Annotated in this window: 14 protein-coding genes; 3 read left to right on the forward strand and 11 right to left on the reverse strand. The window is 40.1% G+C overall.

Annotated features, from left to right (window positions below; genetic code table 11):
• The first annotated feature begins 1 nt into the window (after position 1).
• The 3 genes from AB1Z56_RS22340 (at position 2) to AB1Z56_RS22350 (ending at position 7,602) form a co-directional block, all read left to right on the forward strand.
• Positions 2-3,370, forward strand: a complete 3,369-nt coding sequence (locus tag AB1Z56_RS22340; RefSeq protein WP_426790226.1) for a SusC/RagA family TonB-linked outer membrane protein — start codon at positions 2-4, stop codon at positions 3,368-3,370.
• Between the two features lie 77 nt (positions 3,371-3,447).
• Positions 3,448-4,983: a SusD/RagB family nutrient-binding outer membrane lipoprotein gene (locus tag AB1Z56_RS22345; protein WP_426790227.1), complete on the forward strand. Its 1,536-nt coding sequence runs from the start codon at positions 3,448-3,450 to the stop codon at positions 4,981-4,983.
• Positions 4,984-5,124: 141 nt separating this feature from the next.
• Positions 5,125-7,602: a phosphocholine-specific phospholipase C gene (locus AB1Z56_RS22350; RefSeq protein WP_426790228.1), complete on the forward strand. Its 2,478-nt coding sequence runs from the start codon at positions 5,125-5,127 to the stop codon at positions 7,600-7,602.
• A gap of 117 nt (positions 7,603-7,719) precedes the next feature.
• On the opposite strand, the gene AB1Z56_RS22355 is transcribed toward AB1Z56_RS22350, so the two are convergent.
• The 11 genes from AB1Z56_RS22355 to AB1Z56_RS22405 all read right to left on the reverse strand — a co-directional run bounded on the left by AB1Z56_RS22355 (position 7,720) and on the right by AB1Z56_RS22405 (position 23,279).
• Positions 7,720-9,063 carry a TlpA family protein disulfide reductase gene (locus AB1Z56_RS22355; protein WP_426790229.1) on the reverse strand — a complete coding sequence of 448 codons (1,344 nt, stop codon included), beginning with the start codon at positions 9,061-9,063 and terminating at the stop codon, positions 7,720-7,722.
• Between the two features lie 12 nt (positions 9,064-9,075).
• On the reverse strand, positions 9,076-10,302 hold the full coding sequence (locus AB1Z56_RS22360) for a thioredoxin family protein (protein ID WP_426790230.1): 1,227 nt from the start codon (positions 10,300-10,302) through the stop codon (positions 9,076-9,078).
• Between the two features lie 44 nt (positions 10,303-10,346).
• Positions 10,347-11,840 carry a retropepsin-like aspartic protease gene (locus tag AB1Z56_RS22365; RefSeq protein ID WP_426790231.1) on the reverse strand — a complete coding sequence of 498 codons (1,494 nt, stop codon included), beginning with the start codon at positions 11,838-11,840 and terminating at the stop codon, positions 10,347-10,349.
• A 151-nt stretch (positions 11,841-11,991) separates the two neighbouring features.
• Entirely contained in the window at positions 11,992-13,515 is a 1,524-nt protein-coding gene (locus tag AB1Z56_RS22370; RefSeq protein ID WP_426790232.1) for a PKD-like family lipoprotein, read from the reverse strand.
• A 24-nt stretch (positions 13,516-13,539) separates the two neighbouring features.
• A complete protein-coding gene (locus tag AB1Z56_RS22375) occupies positions 13,540-14,307 on the reverse strand; it encodes a DUF4843 domain-containing protein (RefSeq protein ID WP_426790233.1) in 768 nt (255 codons plus the stop codon).
• 10 nt (positions 14,308-14,317) lie between these two features.
• Positions 14,318-15,748: a RagB/SusD family nutrient uptake outer membrane protein gene (locus AB1Z56_RS22380; protein ID WP_426790234.1), complete on the reverse strand. Its 1,431-nt coding sequence runs from the start codon at positions 15,746-15,748 to the stop codon at positions 14,318-14,320.
• A gap of 10 nt (positions 15,749-15,758) precedes the next feature.
• On the reverse strand, positions 15,759-19,217 hold the full coding sequence (locus tag AB1Z56_RS22385) for a SusC/RagA family TonB-linked outer membrane protein (RefSeq protein WP_426790235.1): 3,459 nt from the start codon (positions 19,215-19,217) through the stop codon (positions 15,759-15,761).
• Between the two features lie 34 nt (positions 19,218-19,251).
• Entirely contained in the window at positions 19,252-20,373 is a 1,122-nt protein-coding gene (locus AB1Z56_RS22390; protein ID WP_426790236.1) for a FecR family protein, read from the reverse strand.
• Between the two features lie 210 nt (positions 20,374-20,583).
• Positions 20,584-21,141 carry an RNA polymerase sigma factor gene (locus tag AB1Z56_RS22395; protein WP_309359720.1) on the reverse strand — a complete coding sequence of 186 codons (558 nt, stop codon included), beginning with the start codon at positions 21,139-21,141 and terminating at the stop codon, positions 20,584-20,586.
• 117 nt (positions 21,142-21,258) lie between these two features.
• Positions 21,259-21,939, reverse strand: a complete 681-nt coding sequence (locus AB1Z56_RS22400; RefSeq protein WP_309359722.1) for a DUF4998 domain-containing protein — start codon at positions 21,937-21,939, stop codon at positions 21,259-21,261.
• Positions 21,940-21,986: 47 nt separating this feature from the next.
• Complete coding sequence (locus tag AB1Z56_RS22405; RefSeq protein ID WP_313266303.1) at positions 21,987-23,279, reverse strand: DUF5000 domain-containing lipoprotein; 1,293 nt, start codon at positions 23,277-23,279, stop codon at positions 21,987-21,989.
• Position 23,280 lies beyond the last annotated feature (1 nt).

Raw genomic sequence — 23,280 nt, forward strand, 5'->3', positions numbered from 1 at the left:
TATGAAAAGAACCAATTACTATTTAAAACTTATGGGAAGTGCTTTGCTCTTTCAGTCGCTCGCACTTCAGACCATGGCATCACAATTTTCGACCAGTGAAGGGATTGGGAAAATCCTCAGGCGAATGGAGCAAAAATTTAATATCAAATTTGGTTACGATGCATCCATATCAAATCAAAAAGTCAATGACTTAGTCGATTTGGATAAATTGAAAAAGGAGCAGATTGTTCAATTTATCCAGACAATTTCAGATGGAAATCTTGAGGTCAAGAAAATTGATGATAAGCTGTATGTGATCTCGAAGAAAAACAGCACCGATGTTCGCGTGAAGAATGATAAGCCGGTTTCCACTGTTGCCAACGAAACCAGGGGGAAGGTTGTCGATCAGGAGACAGGACAGCCTATCGCTGGTGTGACGGTCCGCGTAAAAGGGACGGCCACAGCTGTTACGACCGACGAAAACGGTACATTTAGATTGCCTGCTGGGACAGATGGGGCTTTACTTCAGATTTCCTATGTCGGATACGAAAGCATTGAAATTTTAGCTACGCAAGCTGGAACAATAAAACTGGTTAAATCATCAAATTCATTGGATGAGGTCGTTGTAACTGCTTTAGGAATAAAAAGGGAGCAAAGAGCGCTGGGGTATGCTACCCAGAGTGTGAAAGGAGAGGATCTGACACGTGTGAAAGGGGTTGATGTCGGTACTACTTTGACAGGGCGGATGTCGGGTGTGCGTGTTTTGAACAGCACGGAATTTAACAGTACGCCTCAAATCCAAGTAAGGGGGCTAACGCCTATTTTAGTGATAGACGGTGTTGCATATGAAAATCTGACATTACGAGATGTGCCGGTAGATAATATTGAGGATATGACTGTATTGAAAGGTGCGACAGCAACTGCCTTATATGGTAGTATGGGTGCCGGCGGAGCGATTATGGTGACTACGAAGAAGGGGCTTGGCGAGAAAGGAACAGAGATTACGGTCAATAGTAACAATATGTTCTTTTCGGGTTATTTGGCGCTCCCTGAGGTGCAAAGTTCATATTCCTCGGGGGAATTCGGTAAATTCAATAACAATGATTATGTCTGGGGGGACAAACTGGATATCGGTCGTACGGCGTCGCAGTGGAATCCATTGACCAAGCAATTAGAAGTGCAACCGCTGACGTCTCGTGGTAAAAATAACTTTCAAAACTTTCTCGAACCAGGTTTTATATCTAATAACACGGTGAGTTTTACCAACCAAGGTGAATACGGAAGCATAAGGACATCCATTAACCATATTTATAATAAAGGGCAGTACCCTAATCAGAAGTTGAACATGACGAACTTGTCGGTTTCCGGGCAGACTAAAATCAGCAGTAAGTTCGATCTGGAAACACGGCTTGCATATAACCGAAATGCATCATCTAACAACTTTGGAGCAGGCTATAATGATCAGGGGTATATTTACAATATTTTAGTATGGACAGGCCCTGAATATGATCTTGAGCAATATAAGGACTATTGGATGATTAAAGACCAGAAACAGAACTGGATGTACAATGGCTGGTATGACAATCCATATTTGATCGCTTATGAGAAAACAACGCCTAGCTTAAGTAATAAATTGAATGCTGCAATTACATTGAATTACAAGGTTGCAGATTGGGGTAAATTTATGTTAAGGACGGGGTACGATTATTTAAGTGAAACCAGAACGCAGCAAAACCCGATCGGGATTTATGGTACGCGTGGCGGTTTTACGGATTTCGGGGGATTTGACAGTAAGGGGAAATACATGAAAGCCAAATACGACGGTTTTAGTTCCAATAACGATTTGATCTTTACGGGGAAAAAATCTTTCGGTGATTTTGCTATAGATGGATTGCTGGGTGCAGCCATATTCTATCGTCAGAATAATAGTTTGATTTCCAAGACAATGAACGGTTTGTCCATTCCGGGCTACTATTCTTTACGTAATTCAATTGATCCGGTCAATTCTATTGAATCTAGGGTACGGGAAATGAGAAATGCCCTTTATGGACGTTTGTCTCTATCTTGGAAGAATGCCATTTTTGTTGAGGCGACAGGGCGTAACGATTGGTCGTCAACCTTGTCCAAAGAGCATCGTGCATATTTTTACCCGTCAGTATCGGGAAGTGTTATTATTTCTGATTTGTTGCCAAGTAAACCACAATGGCTGGATATGCTGAAGTTACGTGGTTCATGGGCGGTCACCAAGACAGTTCCTGATCCATACGAGATCAATCAAGTATTTAGGGTCAATAATAATGTCTGGGACGGGGCTCCAACAGCAACCTATGCAATAACAAATTCCGATTATCAATATGATATCAAAGATTTTTCAATCTCGCCAACGCAACGTGATTTGACTGATGTGGGAATTGATTTTGCATTATTGAAAAATAGGTTATATGGTAACTATACCCGTTATTATCGTTTATTGCACAATCAGGCCATCTATAATAATATATCCTCTTTCACGGGATTTAAGTATAGGCTGATCAATACAGGAGAGGAGCGCATGACCAAAGGGCATGAAATTACTATCGGTGGTATTCCGATCAAGCGCAATCACTTTAAATGGGATGTGAGTTTGAATCTATCACAGAATCTAGAATACTTCCATTCTTTGGATCCTCGTTATTCCAGCGATGCATTATATGTTCAAAAAGGATTGCGGACAGATTATATCACTTCCAAAGATTGGGAGCGTGCTCCAGATGGGCAAATGGTGTTAAATGCTGCTGGGATGCCTATATCGGCAAATTATAAAGCACAATTGATCGGGTATTCGGCACCAAAATGGTTTTGGGGCTTGACAAATCAGTTTAGTTATAAAGACTTTTCGCTGTCATTCAGTTTGGATGGCAGAATTAATGGGATGTCCTATTCGAATATGAATGCACGTTTATGGCAAACTGGAGCCCATCCTGATTCGGATAATAGCTACCGTTATGAAGAAGTCGTGAATGGAAATAAAACTTACGTAGCACCGGGCGTGAAGGTCGTGTCGGGATCGGTTAAATATGATAATTATGGTCGTGTCGCCGAAGATACCCGGGTATTTGAGAAAAACGATAAAGTGGTTTCTTATGAATCTTATTGGAAGACTGCATATTCAGGCAGACAGAACTATTGGGACGAAACTTTTGTAAAACTACGTGAGTTGTCAATCAATTATTCTGTTCCGGCGACTGTTGCGCAAAAATTTAAAGCGAAGCGAGCGAGCGTGGGTGTAACGGGGCAGAATCTGTTGTTGTGGACGAAAACCTATAAATTTTCTGATCCAGATCGTGGACAAGAGGATTTAAGTTCTCCTTCGATGCGTTACATTGGATTTAATCTGAACCTGACTTTTTAATCTATCGTGCACATTGGGATGATCATGAGTCTGTAAAAAGGGGATGATTGCCTCAGTGGCCTAAAAAATATATTCTGATGAAAAAGAGATTTAATAATTATACATGGGGAATAGTTGCGGTATTGTTATTTGCTACAGCGAGCTGTTCTAAATTTGAAGAAATAAATACGGATCCGGAGATGCCTAAGGTGGTAAATTCCTCCATGATTTCTGAGCGAATCATTTTAGGATTGGCCAATCCGTCGTCTCAAAAATCGTTTATGCAACCTTATATGTTGACAAAGGAAATTGCATGGACTGAGCTTGCTGAAGGATACCAATATAATAACTTTGGGGAAGAGGAATCGGCATTGACGGGATTGAACGATGCGCAGTATATGGTCGATTTTGCAACAACCGAAGGTCTCTCAAAATCTTATGCGGGTGTTATGCATTTGGCAAGGGCGATGCGTTTTTTTGAGGGGACAATGAAACTGGGGGATATTCCCTATCAAGAAGCATTGCGAGGTGAATCTGATAAGATGTATTTTCCGAAATATGATACCCAAAAAAATGTGTTTTTAGGTATTTTGAGTGAGTTGGAAGAAGCTGATAAATTGTTTCAGGCTGGTGATAAGTTTACTGGTGACCCAGTTTATGCAGGTAATACGCAGCAGTGGCGGAAGCTTGTTAATACTTTTGCTTTGAATGTACTTATCCAGTTGAGTAAGAGAACTTCCGATACGGATCTAAAGGTAAAGGAACGCTTCAAAAAGATTGTTGACTCCGGCGTCTTTTTTAGTTCGAATGCCGATAATTTTCAATTGACACGATCGGACAAAAGCGGACAGACTTACCCTTTTTATAAAGTGAGCAATAGCTTTGTGATCTATCCGATTGTGTCTTCTGAAATTATCGATCCATTAAAAATCCGAAAAGACAGACGTTTGTTCTATTATGCTGCACCTTCTGCCTTGCGATTGGCCAATGGAAAGCAGCAGTCTGATTTTGACGCCTATTTGGGTGTTGATGTTTCTTTGTCTTTTGGCGATATCGGTGATATTAAGAAAACAACAGATTACTCGAAATTGAATGACCGTTTTACGGAGTTGGTCACTGGAGAGCCTACGCAACAATATTCTTATGCGCAATTGTGTTTTGTATTGGCTGAAGCAAGTGCCCGTGGTTGGATTGATGCTCCTGCCGTCGAATGGTACAAAAAGGGAATTGAGGCTTCGATGAAATTTACGGCCGATAATACGCCAAATCAGGATCAGTTCACGCATAAGATGCCGATGGATGCAAATTACATCAGTGGAGCATTGACTGCATATGGACAAGCTTTTCCGCAAGACGCTGAAAAGCAGATCGCAGAAATTATAGTACAGAAATATTTGGCCAGTTATCTACAATTGAGTTATACTCCATATTATGATTACCGCCGTACGGGATATCCGACCTGGAAGATTAATGCAAGTTCAAGTATGAACTCTGATGCGCCGACAAAAATTCCTGTGCGTTGGAAATATAAGGATAGAGAATACAATTACAATTCGGAAAATGTCAAAGAAGCCGTTCAAAGACAATTTAATGGTATTGATGATCCGAACCAATTGATGTGGCTTTTGAAATAAGCCATTCGAAAAAACAATCCCCGTAAATGAAATCAATCGTTTGCGGGGATTGTTTGTTAAAAACGTTACATAAAAAACGATGGGGAATGGATATATTCGCTTTAGACCATTGAATTTATAAGAGAGACAACAAATTTATTTATGGATAGCAGAAGAGATTTTATCAAGAAGGCTTCCTTGTTAGCCGGTGTTTTTGGTTTACAAAGTGCGATGCCTGATGCAATACAGCGGGCATTGGCGATTGAACCGATCACAGGGAGTACCTTTTTGGATGCCGAGCATATTGTATTATTAATGCAAGAGAATCGTTCTTTTGATCACAGTTTTGGAACGCTTCGCGGCGTTCGGGGATTTAGTGATCCAAGGGCGATTAAATTGCCTAGTGGCAATCCGGTGTGGTTACAGTCATCGGCTGCGGGTAAGACCTATTCACCATTCAGGTTGGATATCAAAAACTCGAATGCTGCGTGGACCGGCAATTTACCGCATTCCTGGGAAAACCAGATGGCTGCCCGGAATCAGGGGAAACACGATAACTGGATCGAAGCTAAGCGTCCTGGAGGAAAGACCTTGAAAGAGATTCCCCTGACTATGGGATATTATACACGGGAGGATATCCCTTTTTATTATGCATTAGCTGATGCCTTTACAATCTGTGACCAGCACTTCTGTTCGTCTATTACGGGTACAACAACTAATAGGCATTTCTTCTGGACAGGGACCTGTGTGCCACAAAAAGGGGCAAAACCATTGGTACGGAATTCCGATATCTATTTTAACCGTTGGGCACATTGGAAGACTTTTCCTGAACGCCTGGAAGAAGCAGGGATCTCCTGGAAAGTTTATCAAAATGAAGTCAGCATAGAAAGTGGCTTAGACGGTGAGGATCTGTTGGGTAATTTTACGGACAATAATTTGGAGTGGTTTGCGCAGTATCATATTGAATTCAAGAAAAGCCATCTTGATTTTATGCGCAAGCGTGTTGGAGAATTGCCGGCAGAGATCCAGAGCCTTGAAAAAGCATTAGCGGACAATAGTACCGAAAGCGTACAGAAAACGCAAAATAAGCTTAAGCAGAAACAGGAGCAACTGAATAGCTATAAAAAGCATTTGGCTCGTCTCACGGATCATGCTTTTCAGCAGCTTCCTAAGGAGCAGCGTGCTTTGCATGAACGCGCTTTTCAAACCAATGAAGGCGACCCTTTCTATCGGGAGACAAGTGTGGTCACACATGAAGGTGAAAAGATTACCGTTCCCAAGGGGGATGTACTCCACCAATTTAGACATGATGTGAAATCTGGGAAGTTACCTGCTGTGTCGTGGCTGGTTGCACCACAAAGCTTTTCAGATCATCCGAGTGCACCCATGTATGGCGCTTGGTATGTATCGGAGCTATTGAATATTTTGACAGAAAATCCGGAAATCTGGAAGAAGACTATTTTTATTCTAAATTATGATGAAAATGATGGGTATTTTGATCATATTCCACCTTTTGTGGCACCTAATCCAGCAGATCAACGTTCTGGAATAACTTCACCGGAATTAGATTACAGTGGTGAATATGTGAGTTTAGCCCAGGAGCTTGCCGATGGTGAGGAAAAAGATAACGCGACGGAGGGGCCTGTTGGCCTCGGTTACCGTGTCCCTTTGATTGTGGCGTCGCCTTGGTCAAAAGGAGGCTGGGTCAATTCGGAGATTTGCGACATTACATCGACCATCCAGTTTATGGAACATTTCTTTGAGAAAAAGCTGGGCAAGCATGTGAAAGAGGAGAATATCAGTTCATGGCGCCGGGCTATTACGGGTGATTTGACATCGATATTTCGGAAAGCCGAAGGAGCACATGCTGTTGAGTTACCTTTTCTTGATCGGAATCAGCAGATCTATGCTATTGATCGGGCAAAATCGAAACCGCTGCCCAACAATTTTCATGTCTGGTCGAAAGAGGATGCAGCAAGCTTGCGGTCTAAAGGTCATTCCAATTTATTGGCAAGACAGGAGAAAGGTCAGAAAAATTCTAACGCGTTGGCATATGAGCTTTATGTTCAAGAGTCATTTGCTAAAGAGACCAACCGAATTCATTTGACATTAGAAGCAGGCAATAAGGTGTTTGGTCGTAAATCGCTCAGCAGCCCTTTTAATGTCTATAGTGGACCGAGCTATAAGGAAGGGGTTAAATTCTGGCCATTTGCGGTTGTCGCGGGGCAGGAGCTCCATTTTGATTGGGATCTGGCCGACTTTAAGGATGGTTATTACGATTTGACCGTGTACGGCCCAAATGGATTTATGCGCGGATTTAGAGGAAATAAGGAACCATTGTCTGTTCGAGCAACTTATGAAATCGGGAAGAAGGGCCTGTTGACGGGTAACCTTGTATTGGAAGTTCATAATCGAGGGGAAAAATCATTCCGTGTGCATGTAGAAGATAATGCTTATAGTACATGGACGAAATCTATTGTACTTGCGGCAGGGAAATCCACGAAATGGATTGTGGAATCCCATAAAGTCCATGGTTGGTATGATGTGAGTTTACATCTGGAGGGAACCAAATTTGTACGCCATTTTGCAGGGCGCGTGGAAACGGGCAATCATTCAAAGACAGATCCACAATTGGGATGAGCGTAATTCGTTAATTATGTAATAACGTTAGATGATTGATGAACTGTCTTTATAATGGAAGATCCCAGTTTTATTTCGACTGGGATCTTTTTGTATAGGTAGGTTTTAATTCGGTTTTTATTTTTTACTCCATTCTTCAAGCAGAATTTTTAATTTAGGATCGCTTGGTCTTGGACTGTCTGCAGTGATCAGATTTCCTGATTTGTCGATTAGAATATAACGAGGTATTCCATTTACCTTGTAAGCATTGGACAATTCATTTCCTGGACCCGCATGAAGCTGGATGCCCTTTAGATTTTTTTCTTTCGCATAACCTTCCCATTTAGGCTTATCTTGATCTACAGAAACACCTACAAATGCAACTGGTTTACCTTTAAATTCTTCATTGAGTTTTTCCCAGTGTGGCTCTTCGGCACGGCATGGTCCACACCAGGTTGCCCACATGTCAACCAGCACGACTTTGCCCTTTAGATCTGCCAGATTAACTTTTTTGCCTGTAATATCAGGATAACTAAATTGAAATGCAGGTACGCCTGTCTTTGTTTCCACTAGTTTGGCTTCAACAGTTTTGGCACGTTCGATCTGCTCAGGTAAGGTAAAGTATTTTTTATAGGTCGTGTTCATGTCCTGAAAGTCGTTGTAGGAGCGGGCTCCTTCCAAACGTTGTAGCACATATTGTCCTTTAAGTACATCAGGACCTATCGCGGCAACCTGTTGATCAAATGTTGGTTTTGTCGCTAGATCCAGTTTTCTATAGATCATGTTACTCATAAAGCGATCGCCATAAGGAAATTTAAGTAGCTCGGGTGTCAGAAAGCAATCGGCATTGAACTTTGTATAATAATCGCTCATTTCTTCCTTACTCGGATGTGCTGTGCGTGGCATGTACAGGTAGGAAATGGCATAATAAGCAAAATCGTAATCTACAAGTTCAGGGAAAAATTTGTCAAAGTTTGCGTTTCCAGTTTTGACCACTTTTTTTATACCTTCCAGTTTTCCTTTAAATTGTTCTACTTCGGGAAAGAAATCGACATAGGTACTCATTCCTCCAGGAGTTGTTCCTTTGTCGTGGAAACTTTTTGCCTGTTTGTCCCATGCATATAGTGTTTCATTTTCGGGACTATTTTTCCCTATGAGCTCATAATCGCTTTGCGTCAATTTTATATTTAGATCTTCATTGCCTTTGAAATAAAAACGAAATAATCCCTGTTGGTTTTGTGCAGTTCCACTACCGATCGAATACAGGCCTTCATATTCTGGGGTGAAACGGAATCCAAATCGACCCGTAGCATCCGGAATCGCCGTTGCAATTTCTTTTAATCGTCCATTAAGGACTTTAAATAATCCAACACGTTTTACTTTATTGGGGTCTGTGGTTCCAGTGACATTACTTGGTTGTTGCGCCAGCGCAGCAAAAGCTGAAATACACGCTGTGAATAATAAAATTGTTTTTCTGATCATGATTTTGTTGGTTTAACTAAGATTAAATGGAATATTTTTTTTGATGTCTTTCGCTTGGAATAGGTTCGAATTCTTCTTGTCTATCGCATCTTTCAATGCGATAAATTCTTTTTTCTGCATGGAAAGATACGGTGCTGATAGGTCTGCTTTTAGGAGTGCAGTAACGGCTTTTGTTGCCTGGTTAAAATCCTGTAAATAGTAATATAAAAGTGCCAAACGGTAGCTGTCTACCGCATCCAGTTGCTGTTTACTTTGCTGTTGTTGAAATTCAACCAATATCTTCTTTAGAACTTCAGTATTCTTTGCCTGGTCGATAATTACCTGCCCCAATGCGTTGCTCCTAAGATCCCACGTATTGTAAACTTTATATTGATTGATCAGTTGCAGATAGGTAGTGGCATTTTTAGAGGTTGTATAATAATTTGTGATAAATCCGGGCAAAAAGATATCCCATAGTTTATCATTGAAAGTTGGGCGGATATACGTTAACATTCTTTGAAGGCTGTCCAATTGCTGCGCCGAACCATATTGTTTACTTTTCTTTGTAGCTATTGTCGAAATCTTATTGCGAAGCAAATTTCCACCATACATTTTGATCAGTTTGGGTAAGTTATCGTAGGTCCAACTGTTATACTTTGGGAATGCGGTGACGCTATTGGCTAAGAATGCAGTTTCATCAAACAAGTCTTTTTGCTGGTCCAGATAACTTTCTAATTCGGCAAAATCGTGATTTTCACCTGTTTTGATAAAGCGTTCACTGTAGGCAGCCGGATATTCGTTATCCAGACTACTATTAAATGCGAGATTTAAATTGGCTTTGTTCCGTTGTACGGCTTCCTTTAACAAGGGGACAAACCTGTCTACACCAAAAAATCCTGATTCTGTCAGGATGGTTTTACCATCAGCATTGACAATCACATAGGTTGGAAAACCCGGAGCACCATATTTGCGAGCCAATTTTTTGCCATCTATTTCCTTCATCACATCTGTCTTGTAAAGGATGTAATTGGTTTGGAGTTCTTTGGTAACAGTTGGGTCGGGAAACACTTGCTTGTCCATTTCAGCACAAGGTATGCAGCCTACAAAGTAAAGGTCGATAAGAATAAGTTTATTTTCTTTTTTTGCTTGGGCTTGACATTCCGCATAGGTGCCCTGAAAGACTTTTTCTTGTGCATTTAGCAAATAGGGCAAGTACAAACCACAATACGTTGTGATCATATAAAGAATAATTCTTTTCATCTATTTATAGTTAGGAGCGTTCGTTTGATAGGATCTGTTAAAATTTAAATTGTAATGTTTTTATTGTCGGTAATTGTAATGACAATTGGCTGTTCCTTTGCTTTCAATCTTATTTCTTCGATGAGCATAGGTTTTTTCTTGAGTTGGTCTACGGTGTAATTGTCAATACGCTGAATTAAGGTTCCTACTTTTAAACCATCTGGAGTTTCTAAGGCACCAATAATGCCTAAGGCTTTCAGCTGACCTGTATTGTCCCATCCAAACTGATAATTTTTTATTAGAAAGTCCTGAGGATGGGCATGCAGCTTATTAGGAGTAAAGTAGACCTCACTCTCCGCCAGATTGATTGTCATATTATACCTGCTGAGTAGGCGGACTCCGATAGAACCATCGAAACCAGGTTGCCACTGCTCGTTTGCGGAGTTACCGCCCATTAAGGTGATTGGTAAGCCCGGTATGGCTGGAAGTTTTGAAATCGCAAATTGAAAGCTGTTGCCGGAGAAGGTGGGTGAAGAAACTCCCATACTTACGGTTGCTGCTTGAGCTTCTGATTTAAATCCACTGACAAGTAGTTTATTTTGGCGTACAAAGGGGCGGAAACAGATCAGATCATAGGATGCTCCGGTATCGAATACGAAATGTCCTGTATATGTTTTACCTTGTGTAACTTCAAGTTGACCCGGGAGAATCATGACTCCCGCAGGCATTGTAATCGGAACGGTAGCTCCTTTACCTTTATATTGAAAATCTCCAAAATCATATAGCGAAATGATGTTTTTGTCGTAATCTATATGGGTAATAAATTGACGAATCAAGGTATTACCAATGATGCCATCACCTTCTTTGCTCATTTCTGGGAATATCGCAATACCTTGTCCGCTTAGTTTTAAGGTGTCTAATAGAATGCTGTTATTATCCGACACTTGAATTTTGGTATTGCCGCCTACCACCGAAGCATTATTCTCTCTAGTGATTTTTAGTCCAATAGCGTCGGCTAATTGCTGATTTACAGCCATGCCATCCGCACCTGTATCAAACAGTAAGCGTAATGGTTTTTCGTAACCATTGATTTTGACCTGGAGATAGATGGATCCATTTTTGTTTTCGAAAGGAATTGTTGCCCGTAATTGTGCTTTTTGCTTACGTTGCATACCATAAAGTTGGTCAAATAAGGAAAGGCGTACTAATTTGCCCGATTGATCGAGTAAGGCTTCCGTATTAAGGTGTTTATCCGTTCCAGAGGTGAGGTTCAATTGCAAGATAGTACCTTTTGCTGTTTTCTTTTCTGTTATTACCTCAATTTTTGAAACGGGGTAATTTTTGATAATCTGGTTTAACCGAAATTTTGCGCCAGCATCGGTGTGTCCAGCTATGGAGAAGTTTGGGGCTAATTGTGTCAAAATATCTGATGTATCTTTGTGGACAAAACAGGAAAGTAATTTTGCTGGTAACTGAGTTGCGGTCTGCGCCTGTAATATGGCTGTAGAGAGTACAAAAGACAGCAAAGCCCCTGCTTTGAAAATCTGTTTGAAAAGCATAATTTATATGTAATGATTGTTGTTGTTGTTTGTAGTCCTGATAATGCCAATAGATATACGCAAATTATATCATAGTACTACCCTGGAAGATTTCCTGCAGGATAGTACTAGAGATACAGTGTCTATATTGTCTGCTGCTTTCGAAATGTTCTTAGCGTTCTCTATAGGTTAAACTTTTAACCCGACCAAATCCTGTATAGGATTGATCCAAGACAATATTGGCATTTAACCCCGGAACGGTATAAATATTTAAGCTTCCTTCGGTCCCGTCCGATTTACTAGGGTCATAAAAACCTACCATGAGTTTATTTCCACTGGTATATTTTGTGGAATTCTTGAATTCATAGAAATTCAGATAGCTTACTTTTTTATCTCCTAGATCAACCATCAATTTGGAAGTTTTATAAGTCATATCGTATTCATAAATTTTACCTCCAGTGCTGTAAAACAGGTAACCAAATTCGGGATTGAATGCAAAGAATTCTGCTTTATCGATTTCTGTGCCGGTGATTTCATTATAGTAAGTCTGTGCCGTGCTGACCGCGTTGAACCTTGCGATGTATTTTTTTGAACCATTAGGCTCTTTAAGAATAGAGAAGATCTCACCACCATTGTATGCCATCCAGCGCATGTATATCATATCTAGTCCTGTTTTAAAACTGAATAACCTAAGATCCTTTTCTGGATCAATAAGTGTGGTACAGGTTGAGGCTGTGGATACATGACGCACAAATCTTTGATTCGTTTTATCATACAATATAATGGGGTTGGAAATATCTGTATGTCGTCCACCTATAAAAGGGGCTACTTCAAATCCTTTTTCTTCAGCTGCGATGTAATTGATCGGAGCTGAATAGAATATGTTGAGACTGCGTTCGTAATAGTAAGCATTGCCGCCACCAATCAAATAAGAGGCCCCACCACCTCTTTGCTGCATTACATCAGCATGAAATCCAGTTGGAATCGCACCTATCATTTCATAAGAGAGTCCCATCGTGTTTGTCCATTTGAAGGTATTGGGGTCTACCTTTGTTGTACCGGAGGTTGTGCCTAAATATAGCCCATAGCTGATCTTGTCTGGTCCGAGCAGTAACCCTGTTGCGTATGTGTAGGTCATAACGGGTTTGCCTGTTAATTTCAGCTCTGAACCAGTATAAGCTAAAACGTCATTGTATAGATCGAAGGTATTGTTGGCATTCAATACGAGCATATCAACTCTGGCATTTCCATTGGTCTCGTTCATCATAATCCAGCCTTCATTGATTTCGTTAACCACTTTCAGTCTGAATGGACGTGTATATTTTATTCCGGTCTGTTTGTCTGTGACCGAAAAATAGGCTTGATAGCTTCCTGCGACGAGATTCATTTTAATATTCAGATCTTTTTCGTCACTTAACGAGAATATCACCTGTCCCCCCAGACCATTGGAACCAATATAAGTCCATTGGTATTGATAATTATCTTCAACAAATTTGCTGTCTTGTGTAAATCGTATTTTGGGGGTTAATAGGAGGTCTTTACCGACAAGGGCAGTGACTTCATTGGGCAGTTCTGTGATCGTATCCAATTCATTTATTTGAGAATAATTATAATTTCCAAGATCTTTTTTACAGGCCCCCAAGAATATACATGCCATCAAGAAGCTAATAATTGAATAGGAGATATTTCTTTTCATTTTTTTTCATTTTAAGTTTGTAGGCTATTGCGCGGCGCTTCCCATATTCATCGGTTGGCCGTCTTCATCTAAAATGAGTTTGCCAGTTGCTTTCTGCTCATTCAGATACCGTTGCATAAATTTACCATAGGCCAATGTTTCAGCAATTGAAATATTGGTATCCATATATTGTGGGTCGACATTAAGGACCTCAACCATCAAGTTGAGCTTCGTGCGGGAAAATGTTCCAAGATAGAGGTCCAACCAACGGGTTGGCTTTTTTATTATATCATTGATAAACCATCGATAATTAATAAAATTCAATCTTTGACCTGTAGTCTGGTTCGTAATTTTATACTGCATATCGACCGAAAAATTTTCATTTTCAAGTAGGTCGAAGCTGAGTAGAAAATTTTGGTCTTTCATGTCTGGTGTTCTTAGAAACCTGAGCCATATAGTATCCCGAAGCTGATTCTTTTTGATCGAAAAATCTTTGGTGATAAATTCATAATGCTTGCCCTCGATTGCAGTAGATGATGAATTTGGAACTATTTTATAGGGACGATCATTATCTGCCGCATTTCCTATTGTAGCAATGACCATATGCACAAGCGAATCAACTGTTGGTCCTTTCGTCAGGCTGAAGGAGATAACTGTAGAATCCTTGAGGACCTCTGAAGAATAGGCGAGGGGCCGGGCCGTTTCATTAAAATAGACGGCAGGTTTTCCTTCATACTTGTGGAGTTCCTTTTCACATGAAAAGAGACAGGTAATAGTCGCACAGGCTAGGAGTAGATAGTATATATTTTTCATTGGTAACATTTTATTGTCTATAAATAGATTCAGAGTCTGGGAGGGGAACGTTATAGTTGATCGTTACGTTGCCACTTGTTGCTGAGCCATTGGCTACTGAGGTTACGTTTCTGCGCTTGTAGTAATAAAAAAGCTGCCCTTCACCGAATAAATCTTTTTGATACTCTTTTTGTAGCTCGGTCGAAATGTTTACCGTTGCTGACAATGGTAGCAAGCCTCGGTTAGCCCGTACTATATTGAGCAACGCTATCCCGTCAGCACTATTGGGCTCGCATTCAGCTGCGATGTAATAAATTTCACTTATTTTGAGCAAAGGAATGCTGAACCGGAAAGTTTTGGTCTTATCGACGACATCCACATATTTAAGAAAAGTTTTATAAGGTTTGGATCCATTGGAGGGCATCTGCCAGTTTAAATTGTATCGATAATCATTTTCATTATTTTCGTATACGGTAGCTAAGCGACTTGGCGTCGGGGCCAATATTTGCTTCTCACCAACGGATGGATCGAACCAGGTTAGGTAACGAGTGTATAGTTGGGAGTTCATCACGCCAAATATCATTTCTGATGAAAATATGCGATCGGGATTTTGTTTTTCAACCAAAGCATTGGCAGAAGTTGTCCAAGGAAACTTGTCATTTACAGCTATCACTTCTTTGGCCATAGCTAAAGCATTGGTTTTGTCACCACGATAGAGGTAAACGCGTGCTTTGAGGCCTTTTACAGCATAATAATTAAGTCGGTAATTTCTGTTATTGCTTAGAAAGTCGACTAGATCTTCTGGTTTGGCGGTATTCACACCGGTCGTTATGATGGGGTCGTTTTGCAGTAAAGTTTCGGCGATGTTTAAATCACCCATTACATTTTCCATAAACTCATTGGCCGGTAATAGAGGGTTTACTTCGGTTTTACTGTTTTTATAATAGGGCAAACTCTGTTTTGTAGAATCTATCGTTGAATAGCGAGGACCATATAGACGTAAAAGATCGAAATGTAGGAATGCACGCATCGCTATTGCTTCGCCTCTATAGCCATTTTCTGTGGATTGGTCCAAAACGCCTTTGTATTTATCGAGATTTTCTAAAAAGACATTAATATTAAGGATGGTCGCATAAGCATTCGCCCAGATATCTTCCATACGATCTACTGTTGGTTTATCTTTATAGGCGTAAGTTGATGTCTTGTATTGAGTGTGTTCCGAACTGATATTGTAGCGCTGACCAAGGATTTCGATTGTAGAAAGTGTCAGATTATCTCCATATAACTGGCTTGCAGCAAGATCCAAATAGATGCCATTGAGCACGGACCTGACGCCATTTTTGGTGCTGTATAACTGGGATTCTGAGACCTTGTCTTCCGGCTGAACGTCCAGGAATTTTTTACAGGAGAAAAAAGTGACAGTTATCAGCAGAATTAGGAGTATTTTAATAGTACGTTTCATAAGTCAATAATTAAAATGATGCTCTGAAAGAGAAGGCGAATGTTCTAGCGTAAGGGTAGGATATACCACGCTCTCTTCTGACGGTGGAGAAATATAGGAAGTCATTTGCCATTAGGTTGACGGACAAGGTCTTCAATCTCATACTTTGCAGCCAAGGGCCTTTGTCAAAGAGATAACCTATGTTTAAGGTTTCGCTGCTAAGCGTGTTTAGCGATTGGACAAATCGTGATGATATCGGTGTTGTTGCCGTTTGGGATATAGCTTTAAATTGGGCGATATCCCCTGGCTGTTGCCATCGATCGTATAATGCACGTTTGTCCTGATTGTTTACTACGTTAATGAAGTTAATATTCTCCACTTTGTCAAATAATGCTGTATTGAAGATATCGCCACCTAATCTATAGCGTAGGCCGAGTCCGAATGTAAATCCTTTGATTCGAAGGTTCGTTGAAATTACTCCTTCTACTTTAGGTGCTGTATTTCCGACATTGGCTATATCAGCAGCGTTATAATCAAATGTATATTGTCCATCTTTAGTTAAGAAAACTTCTTTTCCTGTGGTTGGATCAATTCCCAGAGATTTGGTCGCCCAAATGGCCTCAGCACTATTTCCATCTATATATCTGATTAAAGATTTGGATGTTTCCTGCTGCTTGTTGAGGGTTCTCAGGATGTCGCCAAATCCATCATATTGGCTTTTGTAGCTTGCAGCTGTAAGGCCAATATTCCAGGTGATCCCTTTTTCAAGATTATAGATCGGATATATGGTTAATTTGGTTTCTAGGCCTTTGTAGGTAAGGCTTCCTATGTTATAGGGGTAGGAAAATACGCCTGTTGAGGACGGTAAGTCTACCGGAACGATTAATGGGTCTGTTTTCTTGTTGTACGCATTAATATAACCTGTAAAACGATTGTTTAATAAGCTGAAATCTAAAGAAGTACTAATCTGCTGTGTCTTTTGAGGTTCCAAATTGGGATTGCCCAGCATATTAAGTGTTACGCCCTGGCCGAATTGGTTGTAATTTGTACTGGTATAGTTGTATAACGAAATAGAGCTGATATTAGCGAAATTCTGATTACCTGTGATACCCACATTTCCAGTTAGTCGTAAAGAGTTTATCCAGGATATTTTTTTCGCAAAGGCTTCTTTGTGGATATTCCAGCCTAGACCGACGGCATAGTACGGGGAGAATTGTTTATTACTTCCATAAGCCGTTGAGCCATCCAATCTGTACACAACATCAAATAAGTAGCGGTTATCATAAGAATAATTTGCGCTTAGTGTTGTATTAACCGTACGATATGCACTATTGGACGCTAGTGGTGCACCGTCTAGCAAATAACTATAGGCAAAACGTGGGTTTCCCGCGTTTCCTGCAGGAAATCCTTCAGCTACAGTTTGATAGGAATCATTTTTGTTTTCAGCGATTGTATTGCGCCAGTTGGCGTTTAATTGATGTTTTTGTGCAAATGTTTTATAAAAGGTCAACATCAAGTTTCCCTGATAGGAAAAATTGTTATTTCGATTGTCCGTGTATCTTCCTTTCCGTAAGGTTGGTGTTTCAAAGAAATCACTCATCTCGGGCGACTTATAGATTTTACCTTCTGTCGTTCCCTTAGTCATTTGTAGCGCTGCATTGGCTCTTAGGTAACCCGTAATGTCATAGTTGGCATTAAAGTTATTCTGTACCTCTAGGTTTTTGGATTTATTATATTGTGGCAGCATGGCATCGTATAATGGATTGGCAATATAGAAGTCGACGGAGGAGTTTGATTTACGACTGATTTCCAAATATGGGGTTTCCAAATTTTTTTCATAATAAGGATTTGTATTTACCCAGGTGGAAAATGAACCATATTGAGATTCGGTTGTTTTGTTGCCTCTGATATAGGTGATATTATTAATATTTACCTTGTTTTTTCGATACGTTAGATTGATACTACCACTATAGCTATCCCTACCTGATCCAATCATGGCTCCTTTTCCTGCCCGATAGTTTAAGCCCAAGTTGTAGATAAAAGTCTCATCGCCACCTGCGGCATTAATGGAGTTGTTGGTCGAGAAGCCATTTTGTAGCGGTTCGCTTAGCCAGTAACTATCAACTCCTTTTTTTACAAATGCGAGGTGTTGATTATACAGGCTATCGAGATAGATTTGATGTGTGGGGCTTACCGATGAATTGTAACGCCCGGAGAGTCTTTCAAATTCCAATTTTTCGGTGGCATTCATCATATTGTATGCGGACAAATCGGGCATTTCGAACCTAAAATCCTGTGTGTATGTAAACTGTAACTCACCTGGTTTTGGTTTTATAGTCTCTATAACAACAACGCCGTTAGACGCTTGTGAACCATATAAGGCTGTTGAAGCGGCATCTTTCAATATGGTTACTGATGCGACACGATTCATGTCAAGATCAACAATAGTCTGTATTGTTGTTGGAAACCCATCCAATACAAATAACGGCTGATTGGGGTCAGCCCCAAATTGGTCTGTTAGTGTTGAGCTGGGAATACTACTCTTGCCACGTACTTCAATCACTGGCATGACATTGGGATTCGAACCTGCTAGATTGTTCTCAATTTGCAAAAAAGAAGGATCCAATGTTTTCAAACTTTGAATAATGTTGTTGTTGCTAACAGCTTTTAATTCTGCACCTGAAAATTTCGTCGTAGTACCAGTAAAACTGTCTTTGTTTCTATTGATTCCTGTTCCGGTAACAACAACTTCTTCGATCGTATTGTCCTTTCTGCGAAGTTTGACCAACATGCCGTTGACCGATAGTGTGGCCTTTATCTCCTGACTTTCGTAACCAATGAAGGAGACAATGAGCATTTCATTCAATGCTGTTATTGGCAGATTAAATACCCCATCTGTATTGGTTTTAACTGATTTCCTATTGTCATTTTTTTGGCGTATGGATGCCCCCTCAACGGGTTTTCCATTTTCATCCAATACCTTTCCTGTAATGTATTGTTGCCGGATTGGGCTCAAATTGCTATTATTCGTGTCCTTTTTTTGCGCAGATGTAATCACCACCGTCCTATTAATTATCTCGTAATCTAATCCATTCGGTTTTAGAATGGCATCCAATGCCTGCTGTAGGGTTCCATTTTCAAATTTAACACCGGTATCCTTGATCTTTTCGAGTACAACGTCTTTATAGAAAAAACTATAGCCAGATTGTTTTTCCAGTTGTTGAAAAACTTGTTTGACGGACGATTTGTTTGAGTTGATAGAGATGCGCTGTGCATTTGTTGTACCATAGAGCTGCATCAAGCTGATCGTCAAAAGTGCCGAAACAAGGTGAAAACGCAGTTTGTTTTTTCGGTTAAACACGGAGGGTAATGTGTTGTCATTGCATCTCTCCACAAAAGCCTGAGGCCAGGTGATGGCGGCTGAGTTTGCTAAAATTTGGACATGGTTATCCCATGGGACCGAAGGTTTGGCCTTCCTATTGTTTTGCATTAGGTTAATGTTTAATGAGTTTAGTATTAATAATTTAGTTTTTCAGTAGGATTGTTTTTTGTTGATTTTTATTCTGCACGATGTCGAAATTCAATCCAGCTGACTGCAGAACGGTTAGGATTTCCTGTAAATTCATCTGTTTATTGATTTTTCCACTGAATCGTTCGTGTATTTCGGAGTCGTCTAGGCGTACATTGAGATCGTACCATCTGGCCAACTGTTGCATGATTTCATTTGCTGTGGCATTATGGAAGGTGAAATATCCATCCCGCCAGGTTATATACTCGGCGGCATCCACATTTTTCTTACTGAGAGCAGTACCTTTATAATTCGCTTGCTGGTTGGGCGTCAAGAGTATTTTCTGCTGCTGATGTTGTACTTCAACTTTGCCTTCAATAAGTGTTGTTTGCGTCGTAAGAGCATTATCGTAGGCATTGATATTGAAATGTGTACCCAAAACTCTGACTTGTTGATCGGTTGTTTTTACAATGAACGGTTGGTCCGGATTTTTGCTAACTTCAAAATAGGCTTCACCATGTAATTCAACTAAGCGCTCTGGGCCTATGAATTTCGAAGGGTAGCTTAAGGAGCTATTTGCATTCACCCATACTTTGGTTCCGTCGGGCAGTACAATCTTGAATATTTGTCCACGAGGTGTTGAAAGTATATTTTGGACGATATGATCTGCATTGTCATTATAGACAAGTTCTCCGTTTTTGACTTCCTGTACTCCTTCAATAGCCCGAGTAGTTTGGCCTTGTTTATTGAGTATGACGACTTCTCCATCTTCGAAAGTAAGTTGTACATTTTCCTGTGCTGGACGGATCGTCGCTAATTGTTTAGGGCTTATTTTGTCGAAAATAGCATATTGGTAATAGTAATAGCCCATGGCAAAACCAAGTGCAATGGTGATGGATGCCGCTATACGAATGCTATAACGAAACTTTTGACTAAATGTAGGAGATTCATTAAATAGCTGATTACTGTTTAAACGCTGAAAGACACGAAGTTGACCTGCTCTCATATCGCTTTCAGAAGGCCTGTTGTTTGCCTCGGCTTCTTCAAACCATTTTTTCAAGGTCTCGTATTCGGCTTTATTTTCAAAGCCCAATAGATAGTTTTTGATTAGTTTTTGTAGCGTATGAGGTACTTTCATCTATTTAAATCTGTTTATTCATTAGTAAGCAGTCTCTTTTAAGAGATTTATACTGCCTTCGACTGTTTCAGCTATGATGGAGTTATCTGTGATATTCATTGTCCGATATGACTTGAATACATCACGATGACTTCACGGGTCGTTTGGTTAGCCTTGTATAGATATAGTCATCGAAAGTATCAACTGCACCTACGCGGAAATGAAAAAAAATTAAAAAAATGAGAGAAATATATGGAAGTCTTTGGTAACCAATCGTAAACGTTTGAGAGCTTTGTTTATTTGATTTTCGACGGTACTTTTGGATAGGCCATATTCTAGGGCTATCTGGTTGATGGATTTGTGGTTGATACGGCTTTCATTGAAAATAATTCTGCAACGTTCAGGAAGATTCTGTATTTCGTCTTGAATAAGATCGAGTAAATAGCGGTAATGCAAGCGGTCTTCGATTGGAGCGTCATCGAGGATAATATCTACTTTATCTATATCCACCATATGCTGTTCGCTCTGTTTATTGAAGTAGGAGAAGGTGAGGTAACGTGCACCAGTTTTGAGGTAGGATTCAATATTATTGATTTCTTGCAATCTACTTCGATTTTTCCAGATACTCAAGAATAAGTCATGTAAGATATCTTCAGTTGCTTCGGTACTTTTAGTTTTGGGGTAAACGTATTGATAGATCTGTTTCCAAAAATGATTATATAGTGCATCGAATGCAATTCGGTCACCTTCTGCGATTTGTTTTAGCCAAAATGCAATAGTACTATCCATTTTTTAGTTCCCCAATTATGGTACAAATGTATTTAAAAAAAAGATAGGGTAAAAGTAAGCGAGAATGTCCGATTGAACACTCTCGCTATTTAAGATTTTTGCTATAGGTTGGAAAAGCTATTTTAACTGGATGGTTTTGTAGCCAGTATAAAAATAATCCAACGAAGAGATAACCGGTTTATAAGCGGTGCGATAACTGATGTCACTTGGATTTTTAATGTCAGGTACTGGCACCGAAAACTCCCAAGGCGTTAATTTCACTGTCGTAGAATCTCCCGTGTTGGTGAGATACCGTACTTCGGTATATTGCATAGGATAGAAAGTGCCTTCTCTTGGTAAATTACTTTCTTTGTCAAAAATAATAATAATTTGAGTGGGCTTTGTTTTGTCTATACTTGATGCTGTTCTATTGATCAGTGTATTGTTATAACTTGTACCATAAATAAACTGACTGGCCGTTACTGCACGTGAACTATCACCTTTATCTGTAAAGGAATATACATTGGCCGTGTAGGTTGACTCGACTAAATTGTCAATGGGAATTTGCTTAATCATCCCGTGTTCACCTGATTCTATTGGATAAGAAGCGACAGTGTAAGCAGAAGAAAGACTGTTCCGCAAATAAACTTTCAATGAGGAGGTCTGCGGATCAGTTGATACCCTAAGCCGTAGCATTCCCCTTTTGTTACCGGGTAAGATCGAAAGCGAATCTATTCGTCCTGGGTAATAGATTTCTCCATTTGCCGCATATTCTCCATACCAATAGTCTGCAGGTTTGCAGCTATAAGTAAATATCATTATAAACAGTACGTAAAGAGTACATTTAAAAATACACTTCATATTTTCTATTTTAAATAGGTTCCAAAAAATTTCAATTCGGCGATTGCCACCGTTAAAGCATTGCCTAGTGGCTGTTCACGAACGCCGTTCCATGTCGAGTTTACTTTAATTCGATAGTAACGGAAACCTCCCTGCAACTCCCAATTCACCTCATAATCTTCTCCAGCTTGCGCATAGGAAATATCCTCTGAAGTGGGGGATACGCCAAAAGCGAGGCCTGAGGGCCTTATTCCTTCGTAAGTTCCGACTAATGTCCAAGCGTCCCAAGATCCATCAGCTATTGGAGCGTTGCTGCCATATAGTTCAAACTCCTTGATATGTGTAGCTTGGAAGAGTTGTGCTGTATTATCATTTCTTGCCCACATTTTCAAACGGCTGATCTGAGCCTGCTGTCCCAAATCGATGGTAAATGTAAACGGAATGGGGGCACTTCGGGCCCAAAATTGCTTGGCGGTATTGTATGGAGTTGCTTCGGTGCCGTCAAACAAGCTGATACTGATATCTGCGCTATTGGGGCCAAGACCATTGTTATTGTTGATGGTATAATCTCCATTGGGATTTGAGGCAGACACGGCCGCAATATTTTTATAAGCCGAAGCATTCTTCAATTCATATTCCTCTAAGGGAATTATATTGCGTTTTATTGTATCCGATTCGTTTCCCCATTGATCTCTTACGACCACTCCGAAATTGGTTTCGACGGCTTCCTGGCCACGTACACGTATTGTTCCTTCAACGGCTTTTGTATAGGTTTCATTAACATTGACCCAACCGGTGTTGGTGTGTTTAAATACACGAATGATAATATTTGAGGCATTTTTATTTTCATAAATTACATTGATCCCTCCGAATGCACTAAAGAGATTTTTGTCTGAACTGAAAGATTCTGCTAAGGATTGATAGAGTGGTTTACCTGTTTTGATTTTCAGTGTAATTGGATCGGATTCTATTTCACCGACACTTACAGCTACCAATTTTACATCATATTCTCCAATTTTGGCAAAACCTTCTATACGGATCTGATTGTCATATAGACTGGATTTACTAACGAGCACTTTGCCGTTTTCGAGTGTATAAGTTGCTTTTACATAGCGCAGATCGGCTACTTTTGGTAAATCGTAACTGATAATTGCTCCACCTGGTAATTCAGAATAGTTAACATTGGTTAAAACACCGGGTTTTTCACCAACGCGTTCCGCTGAAATTCCGGAATCTTCTTTACATGCGCTGAGCAGCAACAACGAGAGAATGCATCCTTTCATGATTGCTCGCATAATAAATTGTATCATATTTTTCATG

It is taken from the genome of Sphingobacterium sp. WOUb80, from assembly GCF_050058145.1.
GTDB lineage: Bacteria > Bacteroidota > Bacteroidia > Sphingobacteriales > Sphingobacteriaceae > Sphingobacterium.

What these genes read in the sequence shown, in the direction of transcription:
- AB1Z56_RS22340 (WP_426790226.1), top strand. Translation starts at nt 2, where the DNA reads ATGAAAAGAACCAATTACTATTTAAAACTTATGGGAAGTGCTTTGCTC.
- AB1Z56_RS22365 (WP_426790231.1), bottom strand. Translation starts at nt 11,840, where the DNA reads ATGCTTTTCAAACAGATTTTCAAAGCAGGGGCTTTGCTGTCTTTTGTA.
- AB1Z56_RS22375 (WP_426790233.1), bottom strand. Translation starts at nt 14,307, where the DNA reads ATGAAAAATATATACTATCTACTCCTAGCCTGTGCGACTATTACCTGT.
- AB1Z56_RS22390 (WP_426790236.1), bottom strand. Translation starts at nt 20,373, where the DNA reads ATGAAAGTACCTCATACGCTACAAAAACTAATCAAAAACTATCTATTG.
- AB1Z56_RS22355 (WP_426790229.1), bottom strand. Translation starts at nt 9,063, where the DNA reads ATGATCAGAAAAACAATTTTATTATTCACAGCGTGTATTTCAGCTTTT.
- AB1Z56_RS22345 (WP_426790227.1), top strand. Translation starts at nt 3,448, where the DNA reads ATGAAAAAGAGATTTAATAATTATACATGGGGAATAGTTGCGGTATTG.
- AB1Z56_RS22385 (WP_426790235.1), bottom strand. Translation starts at nt 19,217, where the DNA reads ATGCAAAACAATAGGAAGGCCAAACCTTCGGTCCCATGGGATAACCAT.
- AB1Z56_RS22405 (WP_313266303.1), bottom strand. Translation starts at nt 23,279, where the DNA reads ATGAAAAATATGATACAATTTATTATGCGAGCAATCATGAAAGGATGC.
- AB1Z56_RS22395 (WP_309359720.1), bottom strand. Translation starts at nt 21,141, where the DNA reads ATGGATAGTACTATTGCATTTTGGCTAAAACAAATCGCAGAAGGTGAC.
- AB1Z56_RS22370 (WP_426790232.1), bottom strand. Translation starts at nt 13,515, where the DNA reads ATGAAAAGAAATATCTCCTATTCAATTATTAGCTTCTTGATGGCATGT.
- AB1Z56_RS22380 (WP_426790234.1), bottom strand. Translation starts at nt 15,748, where the DNA reads ATGAAACGTACTATTAAAATACTCCTAATTCTGCTGATAACTGTCACT.
- AB1Z56_RS22360 (WP_426790230.1), bottom strand. Translation starts at nt 10,302, where the DNA reads ATGAAAAGAATTATTCTTTATATGATCACAACGTATTGTGGTTTGTAC.
- AB1Z56_RS22350 (WP_426790228.1), top strand. Translation starts at nt 5,125, where the DNA reads ATGGATAGCAGAAGAGATTTTATCAAGAAGGCTTCCTTGTTAGCCGGT.
- AB1Z56_RS22400 (WP_309359722.1), bottom strand. Translation starts at nt 21,939, where the DNA reads ATGATATTTACTTATAGCTGCAAACCTGCAGACTATTGGTATGGAGAA.